Annotated in this window: 17 protein-coding genes and 1 other annotated feature; of the genes, 2 read left to right on the top strand and 15 right to left on the bottom strand. The window is 32.5% G+C overall.

Annotated features, from left to right (window positions below):
* Positions 1 to 53 precede the first annotated feature (53 nt).
* From nth to WY13_RS07770, 6 genes are all read right to left on the bottom strand, one after another.
* Positions 54 to 698: an endonuclease III gene (nth, locus tag WY13_RS07795; protein WP_063555133.1), complete on the bottom strand. Its 645-nt coding sequence runs from the start codon at positions 696 to 698 to the stop codon at positions 54 to 56.
* 15 nt (positions 699 to 713) lie between these two features.
* Positions 714 to 1415: a lysophospholipid acyltransferase family protein gene (locus WY13_RS07790; protein ID WP_063555132.1), complete on the bottom strand. Its 702-nt coding sequence runs from the start codon at positions 1413 to 1415 to the stop codon at positions 714 to 716.
* A gap of 63 nt (positions 1416 to 1478) precedes the next feature.
* Positions 1479 to 2456, bottom strand: coding sequence for a tRNA epoxyqueuosine(34) reductase QueG (gene queG, locus WY13_RS07785; protein ID WP_063555131.1), 978 nt, complete (start codon positions 2454 to 2456; stop codon positions 1479 to 1481).
* A 24-nt stretch (positions 2457 to 2480) separates the two neighbouring features.
* A complete protein-coding gene (gene epsC / locus WY13_RS07780) occupies positions 2481 to 3074 on the bottom strand; it encodes a serine O-acetyltransferase EpsC (RefSeq protein WP_063555130.1) in 594 nt (197 codons plus the stop codon).
* A 225-nt stretch (positions 3075 to 3299) separates the two neighbouring features.
* Positions 3300 to 4211, bottom strand: coding sequence for a cysteine synthase A (cysK, locus tag WY13_RS07775; protein ID WP_063555129.1), 912 nt, complete (start codon positions 4209 to 4211; stop codon positions 3300 to 3302).
* An 89-nt stretch (positions 4212 to 4300) separates the two neighbouring features.
* Positions 4301 to 4541 (bottom strand) — a binding site (T-box leader).
* A 240-nt stretch (positions 4542 to 4781) separates the two neighbouring features.
* A complete protein-coding gene (locus tag WY13_RS07770) occupies positions 4782 to 5633 on the bottom strand; it encodes a YihY/virulence factor BrkB family protein (RefSeq protein ID WP_063555128.1) in 852 nt (283 codons plus the stop codon).
* Positions 5634 to 6016: 383 nt separating this feature from the next.
* Here WY13_RS07770 and WY13_RS07765 point away from each other — a divergent pair, with 383 nt between their 5' ends.
* The gene (locus WY13_RS07765; protein WP_063555127.1) at positions 6017 to 7291 is read left to right on the top strand and encodes an Ig-like domain-containing protein; all 1275 of its coding nucleotides are present in this window, start codon (positions 6017 to 6019) and stop codon (positions 7289 to 7291) included.
* Positions 7292 to 7361: 70 nt separating this feature from the next.
* On the opposite strand, the gene WY13_RS07760 is transcribed toward WY13_RS07765, so the two are convergent.
* The 3 genes from WY13_RS07760 to WY13_RS07750 all read right to left on the bottom strand — a co-directional run bounded on the left by WY13_RS07760 (position 7362) and on the right by WY13_RS07750 (position 10049).
* On the bottom strand, positions 7362 to 7907 hold the full coding sequence (locus WY13_RS07760; RefSeq protein WP_063555126.1) for an NADH peroxidase: 546 nt from the start codon (positions 7905 to 7907) through the stop codon (positions 7362 to 7364).
* Positions 7908 to 8163: 256 nt separating this feature from the next.
* Positions 8164 to 8550 carry a thioesterase family protein gene (locus WY13_RS07755; RefSeq protein WP_063555125.1) on the bottom strand — a complete coding sequence of 129 codons (387 nt, stop codon included), beginning with the start codon at positions 8548 to 8550 and terminating at the stop codon, positions 8164 to 8166.
* A 200-nt stretch (positions 8551 to 8750) separates the two neighbouring features.
* On the bottom strand, positions 8751 to 10049 hold the full coding sequence (locus tag WY13_RS07750) for an MFS transporter (protein WP_063555124.1): 1299 nt from the start codon (positions 10047 to 10049) through the stop codon (positions 8751 to 8753).
* Between the two features lie 137 nt (positions 10050 to 10186).
* Here WY13_RS07750 and WY13_RS07745 point away from each other — a divergent pair, with 137 nt between their 5' ends.
* Complete coding sequence (locus tag WY13_RS07745; protein WP_063555123.1) at positions 10187 to 11086, top strand: LysR family transcriptional regulator; 900 nt, start codon at positions 10187 to 10189, stop codon at positions 11084 to 11086.
* On the opposite strand, the gene WY13_RS07740 is transcribed toward WY13_RS07745, so the two are convergent.
* Genes WY13_RS07740 through WY13_RS07715 form a run of 6 tightly spaced genes read right to left on the bottom strand, consistent with a single transcriptional unit; the run spans position 11070 to position 17483 of the window.
* Complete coding sequence (locus WY13_RS07740; protein WP_063555122.1) at positions 11070 to 11597, bottom strand: hypothetical protein; 528 nt, start codon at positions 11595 to 11597, stop codon at positions 11070 to 11072. The two genes, WY13_RS07745 and WY13_RS07740, sit on opposite strands and share 17 nt — an antisense overlap.
* A complete protein-coding gene (gene fadK / locus WY13_RS07735; protein WP_063555121.1) occupies positions 11525 to 13240 on the bottom strand; it encodes a medium-chain fatty-acid--CoA ligase in 1716 nt (571 codons plus the stop codon). The genes WY13_RS07740 and fadK overlap by 73 nt, the downstream gene beginning before the upstream one ends.
* Before the next feature lie 31 nt (positions 13241 to 13271).
* Entirely contained in the window at positions 13272 to 14282 is a 1011-nt protein-coding gene (locus tag WY13_RS07730) for an electron transfer flavoprotein subunit alpha/FixB family protein (protein ID WP_063555120.1), read from the bottom strand.
* Between the two features lie 15 nt (positions 14283 to 14297).
* The gene (locus tag WY13_RS07725) at positions 14298 to 15086 is read right to left on the bottom strand and encodes an electron transfer flavoprotein subunit beta/FixA family protein (RefSeq protein ID WP_063555119.1); all 789 of its coding nucleotides are present in this window, start codon (positions 15084 to 15086) and stop codon (positions 14298 to 14300) included.
* Between the two features lie 12 nt (positions 15087 to 15098).
* A complete protein-coding gene (locus tag WY13_RS07720) occupies positions 15099 to 16241 on the bottom strand; it encodes an acyl-CoA dehydrogenase family protein (RefSeq protein ID WP_063555118.1) in 1143 nt (380 codons plus the stop codon).
* A gap of 18 nt (positions 16242 to 16259) precedes the next feature.
* Positions 16260 to 17483 (bottom strand): CaiB/BaiF CoA transferase family protein, encoded by a 1224-nt coding sequence (locus WY13_RS07715; protein ID WP_063555117.1) that lies wholly within the window; start codon positions 17481 to 17483, stop codon positions 16260 to 16262.
* Positions 17484 to 17542: the final 59 nt, after the last annotated feature.

Here is a 17542-nt window from a genome sequence, read left to right as displayed (position 1 = left end):
TATTCAGAGCATAGAGTAACTTTTACTTATAAACTCTACATAAGTTCTAAACTTCAAGACTTAATTTCCTCTGGATGATTGAAGTATTCACAGTAAGGTGCTAAAGGGCAGTGTTCACAATCAGGTTTTCTTGACTTACATATACGTCTGCCGTGCCATATTAAATAATGATGTGAATCACTCCACATACTTTTGGGTATATTTTTCATAAGTTCCATTTCTACTTTGTGAGGAGTAGTTCCTTTTGCAATTCCAAGTCTATTTGATACCCTAAATACATGAGTATCCACTGCAATTGCTGGAACTCCAAAGGCGTTTGACAAAACAACATCCGCAGTTTTTCTACCCACTCCTGGAAGTTCTATCAATTGTTCCATAGTATGTGGTACCTCTCCACCGTACTTTTCAACAAGTTCTCTGCTAGTTGAAAGTATATTCTTGCTTTTATTTCTAAAAAAGCCACAGCTTTTTATCTTTCCTCCTAATTCTTCCTCTGTTAAAGATATCATTTTTTCAGGAGTATTATATTGCTTATACAATTCTGATGTAACTTTATTTACTCTTACATCAGTGCATTGAGCTGAAAGCATAGTGGACACTAGCAATTCATAAGGAGATCCAAAATTCAATGCACATGTGGCTTCTGGATAGGTTTTTTTCAATACTTTCAATATATTATCTATATTTTGTTTATTCAACTTTTATCACCTTCATTAAGATTTGTATACTCCTCTATATTGTTCAGGCAAAAGTTCTGCTATTTTTTTCATAAATAAATCAGATATTCTGTCTTCATATACATGTTTGTTTTCGCCTTTATTTTGGGGCGGTATATCTATCTGCTTTCCTATGTTTACATTTACCTCTGCATTATGAAAACTTTCTAGAGCCATATCCTTGTCACTTATAGGTAAAAGCTTTTCAGTACCAGAGATACCGATAGGAAGAATTGCAGCCTTAGTTAGCTTCTGTATTAAAACTACCCCTCTTTTTCCTTTTGCTAAGCTTGCTGTTCTACTTCTCGTTCCCTCAGGAAACATGAGTATATTATTACCGTTTTTCACGGTATTTATAACTTTAGATATAGCATCCTTGTCCGCACTATTTGGTTTTATATTGATGGTCTTTGTAATGCACATACCAAGCTGAGTTAAAGAATTTTGATTCAGTTTTTTACCTGCTACAAAAGTCAGGTTTTCTGATTTAAGTACTCTACTCAATACGAGAGCATCAGAATTACTTAAATGATTGCAGATAAATATTACAGGTCTTTCCACTTCATTTAGATTTTCAATGCCTTTTACTTTTATATCTGCACATCTATTTAAGTAACCACTTAATACCTTTTTTGAAATATAAGTTAAAAGTCCTTTAGGGAGATGTCCCATTAGCTTGACCATCCATGGAGAAATCATAAATAAATCCACCCTTTCTTTTATATATGGTATACTTTTTTAAATGTACCTCTCTCATATAAATTATAATTTTAAAACCTGTAAAAGTCTATCATAATAATCTTTTACATAGGTAGACCTTATGCTTTTATCTTCCAAATTAATACTTTTATTTAATGTAAGCATATTTATAATTGCATTTCTCTGAATAATATTTTTACCTCTCCATCCACAGGATGTGTTTTTGTATTTCTCTGTAAATATTTTTTTATCCATATCTACAATTTCATTTAAATCAACTCTACTCATAAAATCAAAAGGCTTAAAATCCTGTATATTAGAGAAAGCAACCTTACTATTATATGGACATACTTTTTGGCAAGTGTCGCATCCAAATAATCTTCCTTGAAATTGCGAAAACCATTTATTATCTATATGTTTTTTTTGAGTTATATATGACATACATATATTAGAATTTTTATCTCCAAGCAAAGCACCTGTAGGGCATGATGTTTGGCATAGATTACAGTGGCCGCACTTACTTTCTAGTGGGATATCAGTTTCTACTTTTATATCAGTTATTATTTCTCCTAAAAAAACATAAGATCCATATTTATCTGTAATAATCATATTATTTTTTCCTATAAATCCTATTCCACACTGAAAAGCTATATATCTCTCAGGAAGAGAATTGCTATCTACAAAGTATACAGCTTTTCCCCCTAAACCTTTTATAAAATTACACACTTTTTGTAAATAATAACGTGCTACTACATGGTAATCTTTTCCTCTAGTATATAGAGAAAAGCTTATATTTCCCTCATCTTGTTTTTCAAATAAATAGGGAAAGGCAATTGATATTATTGTCTTTCCCCCATCCATATATACATATGGATTAACTCTATTTTCAATATTCTTTTCTTCGAATTCATTTTCAAGCAAATTTTCTTTTCTATATTTAAAATAATCTTTTAATTCGGTGAATATTCTGCATTTTGTAAATCCTACAGTATCCAATCCAATTTTATTACAGTAACTCAGTATATCTTCTTTATAGTTCAAACCTTCCACCTGCTTATATAGAAATTATATTATCATTTCATTATATATCTTTTTTCTTCTTCCTGCATAGTCTTTTATTTCTATAACAGTATTACTTTCAGCCTTAACTACTTTAGCTGGTATACCTACTACAGTACAATTTGCTGGTATATCTTTCAAAACTACTGAATTTGCACCCACTTTTACATTATCGCCTACAACTATTGGGCCTAAAAGCTTTGCTCCACTTCCTATAAATACGTTATTTCCTACTGTAGGATGCCTTTTTCCTGTATCCTTTCCTGTTCCTCCCAAAGTCACTCCATGATAAAGCGTTACATTATCTCCAACCTCTGCAGTTTCACCTATAACAACACCCATGCCATGATCTATAAATAATCCCTTTCCTATTTTAGCCCCTGGGTGTATTTCTATTCCAGTTAAACCCCTAGCAATTTGTGATATTAACCTAGCAATAAAGAAACATTTCTTCTTATAGAAAAAATGTGATATCCTATACTGTATCAAGGCATGAATAAAAGGATATAATATAAAAACCTCTAACGGATTTCTAGCCGCTGGATCATTTTTCATAGCATTTTTAATATCATAAGCTAATAGCCTAAATGGGTTTCTCATTGTTTTCTCCCTTCAAATTTATTGCTCAAATTTTGACTTAATATAGAAATAATACTAAGTAATCAATTCATAATGCACAATCCACAATTAAGGATGATTTTTATGTTATCATAGAAATTCTAAAAATTTAACGCACATTTTACTTAGCTTTTAAGTTCTTCCTAACATTATCATAGAAAAATCCACCAAAATTGTGAACTGTGAATTTATTGAATTACATACTAACTAATCATATAATCCCATGGATAGATACTTTTCTCCTCCATCTGGTGCTACAGTTACTACTTTTTTACCTTTTCCAAGTTTTTTTGCCACTTGAATTGCTGCAGCTATATTAGCTCCTGAAGATATACCAACTAGTATTCCCTCTTCTTTTCCCATAAGTCTAGCATATTTAAAAGCTTCTTCATCTGTTATAGTTATAATCTCATCTACAATTTCTGATTTGTAAATATCAGGTACAAACCCTGCTCCTATGCCTTGTATTTTATGAGCTCCAGTTTTACCTCCTGATAAAACTGGCGAACCTGCTGGCTCTACTGCAACTACCTTTACATCTTTATTGTGCTTTTTCAAGTTTTCCCCTACTCCTATTGCTGTTCCTCCTGTACCAACACCAGCTACAAAAGCATCTACATCCTTTAAATCCTTTAAAATTTCCTCTGCTGTAGTTTCATAATGCTTTTTAGGATTAGCAGTATTTATAAACTGTTGTGGTATATAGTAACCCTCTTTATCTTTACCAATTTCATAGGATTTCTCTATAGCTCCTTTCATGCCTTTAGCTCCATCTGTCAAAACTAATTCTGCCCCATAAGCCTTTATCATATTTCTTCTCTCTACACTCATAGTTTCTGGCATTACAATTGTAACTTTATATCCTTTTAATTTTCCTATCATTGCAAGAGCTATTCCCATATTACCACTAGTTGGCTCCACTATTGTGTCACCTTTTTTTAAAAGTCCTTCTCTTTCAGCTCTTTCAACCATACCAAGGGCAGCTCTGTCTTTAATACTTCCACCAGGATTGAATTTTTCAAGTTTAACATATATATCAGCTGCATCCTCATTTTTAAAATTATCAAGTTTAAACAAAGGTGTATTACCTATCATGTCTATAGCATTAGTAAATATCATTTTAATACCTCCCAAAATTTTATATAAAAATTAATATTTTAAGAATGAAATTTACTTTGAAATCAAAAAAACTCCATCTCTATATGTTATATAGAGACGAAGTTTATACTCCGTGGTTCCACTCTAATTAGATTTTTAAAAAATCCAGCTCTTGATCGAACACAGCGCTATGTTCTACCACTATAACGGGTGAACCCGATGTAATCTACTATTAATTCGACCACATAACTCCAAAGGGCACTTCACTTAAACTTAATTTGGAAACTTTCACCAACCGTTTCTTCTCTGCAAAATTTAATTTAAGTTACTTTTCTTTTTCAAAGTATTCTTGAGTGTTTTACTATGATTTATATTTATATTATACAACTACTTAAAGTTTTGTCAATATATTTTTAATTTTATATAAAAACCTTTTTATCCCACCGCTACAATTATTAACACCCCTATCTTCTATAAGGTTCAACTGGAGAAAGCCATAATTATAAGCAAACTCCATATGAACCTAAGAATCACTTGATATAACTTTGAGAAACTTATACAAGTAGATGTGCTGATACACGGAAAACACAGCTAAAATCTATTTTTTTCTTTTTTAAATAATACTGAATTAAACTCTCCTCCTAAAATAGTTATTGTAGACAAAATAAAAAGCCAAGTTAAAAGCACTATTACGGCTCCTATACTTCCATAAATTTTAGAATAATTCCCAAAATTATTTACATAAAAAGCAAAACCCATAGAAGCTATTACGATGCCTATAGTGGAAAATACTGCACCTGGTAGTACCTTTCTCCACGTAAGCCTTACATTTGGGGTAGAAATATAGACTGCTGCAAATATAAATATGGTTCCAAAAAATATAATAACATATCGTAATATATTCCATAAAAATCCAAATCCCTCGGAAAGTCCTAACTTAAGAGCTAAAAAACTTCCAAGCATTTGCCCAAATACTAAAAACAATAAAGTACATAATATTATTAACGTTACTCCTAGGGTACATAGTATAGATATAGTATATGTCTTAAATATAGATCTAGTTTCTCTTTGATCATACGCTTTATTCAATCCTTTTATAACGGCATGAAATCCACCTGATAGCGCCCATAGTGTAAGAATTAAGCTTAAACATAAAAGTTCAATATTTTTGCTATTAGCAGTTTTAATTACTGTATTTTCCATTAATTCCAGTGCATTTTTAGGTAATACATTACTTAAAACTAGGAGTATATCATTACTACTTATATCACTATACCCTATAAGGCTTATAAAAAATACTAAAAAAGGAAAAACAGAAAATAATAAGCTATATGCAAGTTGTGAAGCCAATGCTAATACATCGTCTTGTATAAATCTAAAAATAAATTCCTTTAATTTACTAAATGCTCTTTCCTTCAAAGAAAATTCTCCTCTTTTAGGCATTTGAAAGAAAAAAGACTATCATACTCGCTGGATGGCTATTTCTTTGAAAATGCCTTAATTTAATCGTCTATACGCCTTCAGAATATTGTATATTATCAGCTATATAGACTATATATTAATATTATGCTATACTCTTATTTGTTATTATAATTTTGCCCTTTTACATGAAAAATTATAAGCAAATATGCCTAAGTCTATTGAACTTATCTAGAGATACCTCTATTCTTTACCCCGCCTTGAAAAAAAGCAGAGAACTAAAGTCTATGATTTTGTGCAAATTACTTTTACAAAGTTCGGTGGAGTAATGAGATAAAATTTAACTTAATAGATATGGCATATTTTTTACATAAATTAAAATCAAAATAGAAAGAAGCGATTAAAAAGTGAAGAAACTTATTAAAAACTTCGTATTATTTTGCGGAATTTATGCAATTGCTCAAGGCTCTCACTGCACAATTGCATTAGCTGCAAATAATATGGACAAGTCTTCTGAAGTATCAACTGTTACCGCTTCAACTAGTTTAGATACTAATAAAGATATTTCTAATTCAAAAACTATTGATGGTAACACTAATAGCAGCTATGATAAAAGCACTAGCGAGAACAATACTCCAGAAAAAGCTAATTCAAACGTCAACCAAAGCACGAATTATGATACTATTGTAAAAGTCAGCATTCCTGTAAGTAAAAAATGGAAAATAAGCTTTAATCAGCCGGTAGATATAAATTCCCTAAGCGGTAAGATAAGACTAGTTGATAACAATAATACTGATGTTCCACTAACTTTTTCTTCAACAGATTACGGAATGTCGGTTATTGTATCACCTACGAATGTTTGTAATCCAGACACAGACTATACCTTAACTATAAGTGGAAATATAGTATCTAGATACAACAGAACACTTAGAAATCCTACTATAGTAGAATTTAAAACAGCACCAGTTATATCTTCCATAGATGACATAAGTGTAACTATAAATCAGGAAGATGAATACACTTTACCTACACAGGTAACTGCTAAAATGTCAAATAATACTACTACTTCTGTAAATGTATCTTGGGACAAGTCCGTAGACATGACAAGCATACCAGGTGTATATGCTTATACAGGTACTGTTGATGGATATAGTAAACCAGTAACATTAAATTTAACTATAAAAGCATTTGAACCTGTACCATCTATTATGAATGACTATAGAGTTCAATCTCAAATTGGGACAAACCTTTATAATTATCTTATGAATTATGATAATAGACAATCTGTACTAGACAGAGCTATCGAACTTCACGGTGGAGACACAAGCAATAACTGTGTGTTTTATGCAAGTGAAGCTCTTAGAAGAGCTGGAATGACTGATCTTCCAGAATCTGTAGCAAATACTAATCAACTTACATCTCAACTTCAAAGCAGAGGATGGCAGATTTGTACAGATTTATCTAAACTTTTGCCAGGAGACATATGTTTTACTACTTCTTATGGAAATGGCCCTACTCATACATATACATTCATGAAGTGGGCAGATCCAAAAAGTTTTGATTATGCTTATATTTGCGATAATCAAGGTTATGACTACACCGGTGATGCATACCATAAGAGAAACATAGATTTTGCAACTGAAACAAAAGATGCTATGTCTTATTTTATGTATTTAGCATAAAATATAAAAAATGACTGGCACACTAATTAATTAGTATGCCAGTCATTTTCATTTATCCGATGACTACTGTTTATTTAAAGTATCTATTCAACAATCCCTGGAAAGCAGCTCCATGTCTTGCTTCATCTTTACACATTTCATGTACTGTATCATGAATTGCATCATAGTTTAATTTTTTAGCTAAAGTAGCTAAATCCTTTTTACCTTTACAAGCACCTGTCTCTGCATCTACTCTCATCTGTAGATTTTTCTTTGTATCAGGTAATACTACTTCTCCCAATAATTCTGCGAATTTAGATGCATGCTCTGCTTCTTCAAATGCTATTCTCTTATATGCTTCTGCAACTTCAGGATAACCTTCTCTATCAGCTTGACGACTCATAGCAAGGTACATCCCTACTTCAGAACATTCTCCAGTAAAGTTTGCTCTTAATTCTTCTAATACTTTTTCATCTACACCTTTAGCAACGCCCACTTTATGTTCATCTGCCCAACTAATTTCGCCTTCTGCCTTTTCAACAAATTTATCTGATGGTGCACCACATACAGGACATTTTTCTGGTGGATTTTCACCTTCATAAACATATCCACAAACAGCACAAACAAATTTTTTCATTTAAAATTCCTCCTTAGGTTATTTCATATAATTTTCATTTCCCTTGACATAAGTTATTATATAATATTAATTATTGTTTTGCAATAGTTTTTATAAAATAATTTTATTTTATATGAAATAAATACATCATAGGTACACTATAATCTATTTATTCTTACTTGATTGGAAGGTTCAATTTTAAAACCTTTAGACAAATGCTTCATATATATTTTTATCCTAAATAATTCAAAAAATTTATCTGTTTTATTAATTTTTACTATTTATTTAAGAATTGTTCTAAATTAACTATTTGTTGTTCGTATATTCCAAAACCTACTTTACAATTTTTTTCATTGAAAGCTTCTACATTATAACGCAGTTTTTTACCTTCAATTGATATTAATGTTACTTTTATAATAACTTTCATATTTACAGGTATTGGTTTTATATGTTCAACATCAATTTTAGTTCCAACAGGTCTATAATTTTCAGGTATAACATTGTCCACTATATGTAAAGTTGTATATTCCATATACTTTATCATAGCAGGCGTAGATAACATAACAACACCTTTATTTCCAATAAAATTAGCTGTATCTTCAAGCTTTACTATATACTCACTAACATATGTGCTTCCAATTTTAAATAGCTTGCTAAAATCCATTTGATCAACAACTCCTTATGTAAAAATTTTACCACTTACTGCTATCTTTAGATTGCTACTTATTTTGCTTAAAGTAAATAGCTTTAAGCATCGGACAAAGTCTCAAACTTCATCCGATGCTTATTAACAAATTTCTTAATACTTTTCTATCCCTTAGATAAAATCATTATCAAAATAAATATTTCTAGAATAAACTTACTTTAATTATTTCCTCTTTCAGCTATAGGTACAATAGGACGAACTGTACTTGTAAGTAATATAATAGCACCAAGTATAGATATTCCTGCACCTAAGTAAAGTGCACTTGTATATCCGTGAGCGTCAACCATAATTCCAGTAAGAAGTGGAGCTAATATACCTCCAATTGTTGCAAAAGTTGCATAAAGTCCAGTAATTTTACCTGCATTAGTTGAAGAGAAAATCATTGGCATTGAATAATATCCACCCATAGTAAGACATAATACTCCATTTGATATAGATATCAATGCTACTGCCGAAATAGCGCTAGAAGCCTTAGATCCTAGTATAAGCAGAACACCTGCTCCGACCATACCAAGAAGAGGAAATAATTTTCGTCCCATATTATCTCCAAACTTTTTAGCTGCTTTATCAGCTAACCATCCACCAAACGGATATGTAAAAGTTGCAACAATATAAGGCATCATTGTATAAATAGCACTTGTACCCATTGCAAACCCTCTACCCTTAACAAAATACGTAGGAAGCCATGTCATAAATAAGTAAAATAAATAGTTAGTACAGAAAAATGAAAGTGCACCCGTCCATACAGATGGAGTAGAAAATATATCTTTTGAACTTAAAATAGTTCTTTTACCTGAATTTTCTGATATATTATCATCTACTCTTATATATTGTAATTCCTCTTTACTTACACTAGGGTGATCTTCTGGTTTATCTTTTCCAAACTTCCACCAAATAATTACCCAAATAGGTGCAAGAAAAGCAAAGGAATGAAATACCATCTGCCAACTCCAAGTTTTTATAATCCATGCAGAAATAGGCATAGCAAGAGCAATTCCCATAGAAACACCCATAATACTTATTCCCCATGCTAATCCTGATTCTTTCTTTGGTACCCATTTTGCAATAATTGTAGACATGGCTGGTAAAGAAACTCCTTCTCCCATTCCCATAACAATACGAATTACTATCATAAGACCTAAGGTTGCTCCAAATGGAGTTAGGAAAACAAATACTGACCACCATAGTGCGCCAAACATTACAACCTTGCCTCCACCAAATTTATCAGCTAACCATCCACCTAAAATTTGAGTACAAGCATAACCAATAAAGAAAGCCGTAGAGACCAATCCAAACTGACTTGCATTCCAGTGAAAATAATTCATCATAGAGGGGCCTGCCATTGACATACATGATCTGTCCATATATAAAATCAAGTAGCATAGAGTCAAAAGTAAAACAATTTCCCACCTCTTTTTACCAACGCTTTTACCAACGCTTTTAACCTCTGAAATCATATTTATTTCTCCCTTCCGTTTAATTTATTAACTAATTTTATCTTTTCCTGTTAAACTATACCATAATTGTGGAATATTTTATCGAAATATGCTAAAATATTAACAAATATGAGTATAAATTTGCAGGGAGGTACACTATGAACTTAAACCAATTATATTATTTTAAAAAATTATCTGAGATACAGCATTTTACTCAAGCTGCTAAAGAATTATATATAACACAACCGAGCCTAAGCGAAGCCATTTCATCTTTAGAAGAAGAAATTGGTATAGAATTATTTCATAGACAAGGTCGAAAAATTAAGCTTACGAAATATGGAAAAGTTTTTTACCAATACGTGTGCAATTCCTTAAGTGAATTAGAAAAAGGGATTGAATGTTTAAAAGAATCATCTGGTATTGTTGGAGGAATTATTGATATAGGATGTATTCCTACCTTATGCGGAAATTTTTTGCCAAATGCAATAAATAAATATTTACATACTGTAAATTCAAAAACCAAATTTAATATTTTTACTGGTATGACTTTAGATGTTATAAATGGTATAAAGTCCGAAAAATATGATATCGGCTTCTGCTCTATTTTGAAAAATGAATCTGGCATTGAATTTGTTCCAATTCTTTCTCAAGAACTTGTTCTTGTTGTAAACGATCAACATCCATTGGCAAAAGAAAAAATCATTAATTTGCAAGATATTGGCGACTATCCATTAATCACATATCGACAAAGCTTACCCATTGGTAAAACTATAATGGAACTCTTAAAACCTTATGACCTTCATGTGAGTTATGATTTTGACGATGAAATAACTATTGGTGGAATGGTATGTTCAACAAATGTGGCTGCTATTACTGCACGTACTTCTTTTTTACTTCAATTTCATAAGTTAAAAATTATAAAATTAAATGCACCAAACAATAAACATACGGTATGTATGGCATATAATAAGAATAATTACCATACCATAGCTGTAAAAATGTTTGCAGACTATATGATTAAAAAAAATAAAAGCCATAAAACTAGGACTGCCAATTAGCATGCATTCTATCTAAAGGAATTTTAACAATTACCTTATTTTTTATATATGCATAAATTTCAAATCCCCTTTTACATCTAAAAGTACATTCAAGGCATGGATCTTCGTCGCAGTAAACATAGGCGTCTTCATCCGCCAAAGCAAATACAAAAGATGTCTTTTTAGGATTTGTCACATACTTTAACTGTCCACCTGTAAATGTCCTAAGGTAAATCCATTCAACAGAAATAGCTTCATTCTTTATTTTCCAAAAAACCTCTACCACATTTTCATTGTACCCACCTGTAATTTTGTAATCAATAATTATATCATCTGAAACTTTTGAAGGATCCTCTGTAGAAAGCATCTCCATTTTTTCATGGCAGCACATTGGAGATATTCCCTTTCCCATACTTGTTAACTGAAATACATTTCCACAATGTTTACAATGATAAAATATTAACTCGGGGCACACAACCCTTGGTTTTGTGGTTTCTCTTGATCTTCTTGGACCGAATTCTTGCCCTTCCAACTTGACTCCTCCTGTCTACTCATTCGAACTCTCAAATCCTTTGCCAATAAATTTTTTTTCACCTTTCCACTGTCAGTTCTAGGGATTTTATCTATAATCTCCAGGTGCTCTGGCCAATACCTTTTAGGAATTTTCTCCTTTTCCATATACTCCAAAAGTTCTTCTAATTTCAGAGTATTAATTTCTTTTTTCAATACGACATAAGCACAAATTCGTTCACCAAGACGCTTATCAGGCATTCCAATAACTGCCTCATCTTTAATTAGTGGAAATTTTGAAATATACTGACTTATATGATTCGAGTTGAGATTTTCACCGCCTCTAACAATTATGTCTTTTTTTCTCCCAATAATATTAATATTCCCACTTGTATCACTTACACATAGATCTCCACTATAAAACCATCCTTCATCATCCAATACCTTATTTGTAGCTGATTTATCACCTATATATCCTACAAATACATTTGGACCTCTCGATGCTTCTTCCCCTAGATTTCTAGGTAGTACTTCTTTTCTATTTTCATCTACAATTTTAACTTCTACCCCTTCCATGGGCCTTCCTGCAGTGCCAAATATTAATTCAATATTTTCATCCGGCCTTACAAATACATGGGGAACACTTTCCGTAGATCCATAAACTTCACATAATTTTATTCCATATTCATAGGCTTGCCTTACCATTTCTTCCGGCACCACAGCTCCACCACAAAGATAAAATTTTAACGAACTAAGGTAAAGTTCATCCTCTCTAATGTTTTTCAAAATATCATATATAAATGGTGTAGCTCCCATTGACCAGGTGCATTTTTCTTTATTCATAAGTTCTATTGCCTTTTTACTTTTAAACTTTTGCTGTAAAACCACTTTTGATCCAATGAGCATAGGTGCAATAATTCCATGGTGAAAGCCAGTTGCATGATTTAAAGGTGCCGGCATAAACATGATATCATCTTTTGTAATACCAAGCTCCTTATTAAAGTATTTCTCACTAAATATTATGTTGTTATGAGTCAGCATAGCTCCCTTTGCACATCCAGTAGTACCAGATGTGCAAAGAACAGCTGCTACATCATTACTGTCAACCACTACCTCATCTTTTATGTTCAAGGAAAAGTATGATGATAATATATGTTTTAAAGTAATAATGTTACTTTCTTTTTCTTTAAGATTGTCAAGTAATACAATGTGTTTTAAACTTTTTACATCCTTTGTGACTGATAGAATCAATTTTTCATAATTTGTCTTATTGTACCATGTAGGGCAGAGAAAAACTTTACTTTTACATAAATTTAAAAGATATGAAACTTCCCGACCACTATAGCACATGCCAATTGGGTTAACAACAGCTCCCACTTTCATGCATGCAATACTAACAATTACAAATTCACTCCATATTGGTATTTGAAAAGAAATAACATCTAGAGGCTTTACTCCAATACTGAGAAAATAGGAAGCAACAATACCTGCTTTTTCATCCAATTGTCCATAGGTGTAACGGTATCCTCTATCATCTACTACAAATTCCTTATCTCTATACTTTTTTACCGACGTATGCCAGTAATCTAAGAGTGTTTTTTTACCCCAATAGCCCATTTTTTCATACAATTTTTTTTGGCTATCATTTATTTTAACTTCATCCATCACGTCATATCTCCTTATAAAAAGAACACAATTAAAGATTTTTTACTGAACTAATTTCCTTTATAAGTGCTGGAACGACTTCAAATAGGTCCCCTACTATACAATAATCTGCTACTTCAAATATTGGTGCAGTTTCATCTTTATTGATTGCAATAATTGTATCTGAAGAACTCATTCCAGCTAAATGCTGTACAGCACCGGAAATTCCACATGCAATATATACTTTTGGAGAAACTGTTTTACCTGTCTGTCCTACCTGCTTTGTTTGTGGAATCCATCCAGAATCTACAGCAGCTCTTGATGCTCCAATTGTTCCACCAAGTAAATCTGCAAGCTCTTGTAACATCTTAAAGTTTTCTCCGTTTTTCATTCCTCTACCGCCGGATACTATATATTCTGCCTCTTCAAGTTTGACACCAGAATCTTCCTTGGATTTAATAAAATCAACTACTTTTGTTAAAATAGAATCTTTGTCTATGCTAATAGTCTCTTTAATAATTTCTGGACGATTATTTTCATTTTCCTGTGGTTTCTTAAATGCACCAGGTCTTACAGTTCCCATTTGTGGTCTGGTCTCGCTGCAAAGTATCTGTGCATAAAGATTTCCTCCAAAAGCAGGTCTTTCCCATACAACATTTCCAGTACCCTCTTCTACACTTAAAGCAGTACAATCTGCAGTAAGACCTGTTCTTAGGCTAACTGCAATTTTAGAACCAAGTTCTCTGCCTCTTATAGTTGCACCTATTAAAATGGTATTTGGATTATACTTGTGACATAGTTTTAAAAATGCATCTCCATATACATCTGAAGAATAATTTTTATATTCTTCTCCCTGCACAACATAAACTTTATCTGCGCCATGACTGCTTGCACCCTTAACCGCATCTTCTACATCACTGCCTATTACTACGGCACATAATTTCTGCTTTAGACCATCTGCTAAAATTCTACCTTGTCCCAGCAGTTCAAAACCAACATTCTTTGGTTGTCCCTGGAAGCATTCTATAAATACCCATACGTCTTTATACTCATCGAAATTCATAACCAAAGCCTCCCCTTAAACTAATTTTGCTTCTAATAACTTGCCAACTAACTCTTTTGCTGTTTTTTCAGGATTTACAACTTTCATTACCTCACCACTTGCCTGACGTTTTGGTGTGAAAGTTGCTTTTACTCTTGTTGGTGAACCTTTAAGACCTATTTTGGTAGTATCTATATCCTTAATATCATCTAAGTGAATTTCTCCTATTTCTGCTTTTAAAGAGTCAATTTTTCCCTTAATAGTTGCATATCTTGGTTTATTACTTTCTTTTGTCAAAGTACATAAAACAGGAAGTTTTGTTTCAACTATTTCGGCCCCTTCTTCTACTTGACGCTTTACTACACACTTTTGGCCTTCCATTTTAATGTCAAGCACATAGCTTAATCTGGAAATTTTCAAATGTTCTGCAATACTTGAACCTGTCTGTCCTGTATCTCCATCAATTGCCTGTTTACCTACAAGTACAAAATCAAATGGCCCTACTTTTTCAATTGCTTTTGATAAAATATAGCTAGTTGCATAGGTATCAGATCCTCCAAAAGCTCTGTCTGTAACTAAGTATGCTTTATCTGCACCCATGGAAAGAGCTTCTCTTAAAACTTCTTTTGCGTTATCGGGTCCCATGGAAATTGCAGTTACAGTACCTCCATATTGATCTTTTAAACGAAGTGCCTGTTCTAGTGCATTTTTATCAAATGGATTTAGAATGCTTGGAACGCCTTTTCGAATTAATGTATTTTTAACTGGATCAATTTTAATTTCTGTTGTATCAGGAACCTGTTTTATACAAACAACGATGTTCATTTCTCTTCCCCCCTACTTATATTCCTTCTCTAATGCACCGGCTATTGTCATTCTTTGAATCTGATTAGCTCCTTCAAAAATCTGGAACACTTTGCAGTCTCTCATAAGCTTCTCAACTGGATATTCCTTGCTATATCCATATCCACCGAAAATTTGAACTGCATTTGACGTAACTTCCTGTGCACAATCAGATACGAATGCTTTAGTAATAGCACCTTCTTTACGAACAAGATTTCCATTATCCATTAACTTCATAGTATTGTTTACAAGTGCTCTGGAAGCTTCTACTTTTATTGCCATATCTGCAAGCATCTGTTGTACCATTTGAAATTTAATTATAGGCTTGCCAAACTGCTTTCTTTCTTTTGCATACTTTACGGATTCATCCAAAGCCCTCTGCATAATACCTACTGCTAATGTAGCAACAAAAGCTCTAGATAAGTTAAGAGAATTTAATGCAAGTTTAAACCCTGATCCTTCTTCTCCAAGCATATTAGAAGCTGGAACTCTTACATTTTCAAAAGTAACATCTGTAGTATTTGATAAACGAAGACCCATTTTGTCTTCATGTTTTCCAATAGTAATTCCTGGTGTATTTGCATCTACTATAAAAGCTGAAATACCTTTATTGCCTGCTTCAGGGTTTGTTTTAAATATTCCTACAAACACAGAAGCCAGTGCACCATTAGTGATAAACGTTTTTGTTGCATTCAATACATATTCATCACCATCTTTTACAGCTGTTCCTCTCATTCCTGCAGGATCAGAACCTGCATTTGGCTCTGTAAGGGCGAAACCCGCAAAATTTCCTTTTCCAATTATATCTGCAAAATATTTACCCTGCTCTTTGGTACCAGAAAGAATTACATTTCTCAAAGCAACAAATGTAGTAACAAGTGTAATTGCATATCCTGCATCTATCTTTGCAAGCTCTTCAAAAATCATAGCTGTAGTTTCATAACTCAGTCCTGTTCCACCATATTCTTCTGGAATCTCAAGCATATGAAGTCCCATATCAAAGGCATACTTAAACAACTCTCTTGGACATTCGCCCTTTTGATCCAGCTCCTGAACATGTGGTTTGATTTCATTTTCTGCCATTTCTTTTACAAGAGCAATTAATTCTTTTTGTTCCTTTGTATATAATAAGCTCATTAATTTTAACCCTCCCCATTATTTTTTAAGCAGTTTCAATCCAGCTACAGCTCCTTCGTTTATGTATTCTTCAACCTCACTACTACTGTAACCCAATTCTTTCATGATCTGCTCTGTATGTGCACCTTGAGGTTTACAAGTTTTTATTATAGGTTCTGACATAGAACCAAATAAAATTGGATTAGTAGGAACCATTCTTTTTCCTGAAGGGTAATCTACCTTAGTTAAGATATTGTTTGCCCAAACCTGCTCATCTTTATAAACATCCAAAGGCTCATTTGCTGCTTCACATGGCAACTCATTGTCTTCAAGTATTTTCAGCAAATCATCCCTATTAATCTTGGAAATAGCCTCATCAAGTATATCTACTACTTCATGATTTAGCTTATCTGAATTTATCCTTGCACAGTTATTGTATTTTTTGTTTCCTACCATATCTTTAACGTCTAATAAATTCATAATTTTATCGTAATCTCTATCATATTCAGGACAGCACATTACAACCCACTTATTATCCTTAGTACGATAACAGTTATTAAATGGATTTGGAACTTCTTTTCGGCTTTTTGGATACTTATTTCCATATTGTGCTGAAATCATAGCAACACTTAACATAAATGATGCAGCATGCTGAAGACTTACAGTTATCTTATCTCCTTTTCCTGTCCTTTCTCTGTTAAACAAAGCTCCGCATATACCAGATAAAAGACATATTGAAACCTGAAAATCTCCATAACCATTAGGTGGATTCATTGGAGAGCCACCTTTATCTACTGTTGTACCTAGGACACCTCCTCTTGCCATATAGCAAGTAGCATCAAAACCCGGCCTATCTTTTGCAGGTCCCTTTTCTCCATATCCTAAAACCTGTGCAAAAATAAGTTTTGGGAATTTTTCTTTCAAGGTATCATAATCCATACCTAGCTTCACAAGTGATTTTGTTCTTGTATTTGTAATAAATACATCTGCCTTTTCTAACAATTTATAAGCAACTTCTCGTCCACGTTCTGTTTTTAAATTTATAGTGATAAATCTCTTATCCATATTTGCCACATCAAATGGCAAATTTTCTTCATCACTAAAAGGCATGTTAAATACTGAACCCTGTCCTCTTGCTGGATCTCCTTTGGGGGCTTCGATTTTAATTAGATCAGCACCCCATTCTCCCATAATCCTAGCAGTAGTAGGAGCTGCTAAATATGTGGTTAAATCTACCACCTTAATCCCTTTTAAAGGTTCCATTTTCATTCCCCTTCCTTATATTTTATTTATAGCCTTTTGAAAACTTCAAAAGGCTATAA

The organism is Clostridium ljungdahlii (genome assembly GCF_001636845.1).
Lineage (GTDB): Bacteria > Bacillota > Clostridia > Clostridiales > Clostridiaceae > Clostridium_B > Clostridium_B ljungdahlii_A.
This window is presented reverse-complemented; position numbering and strand designations above follow the sequence as displayed.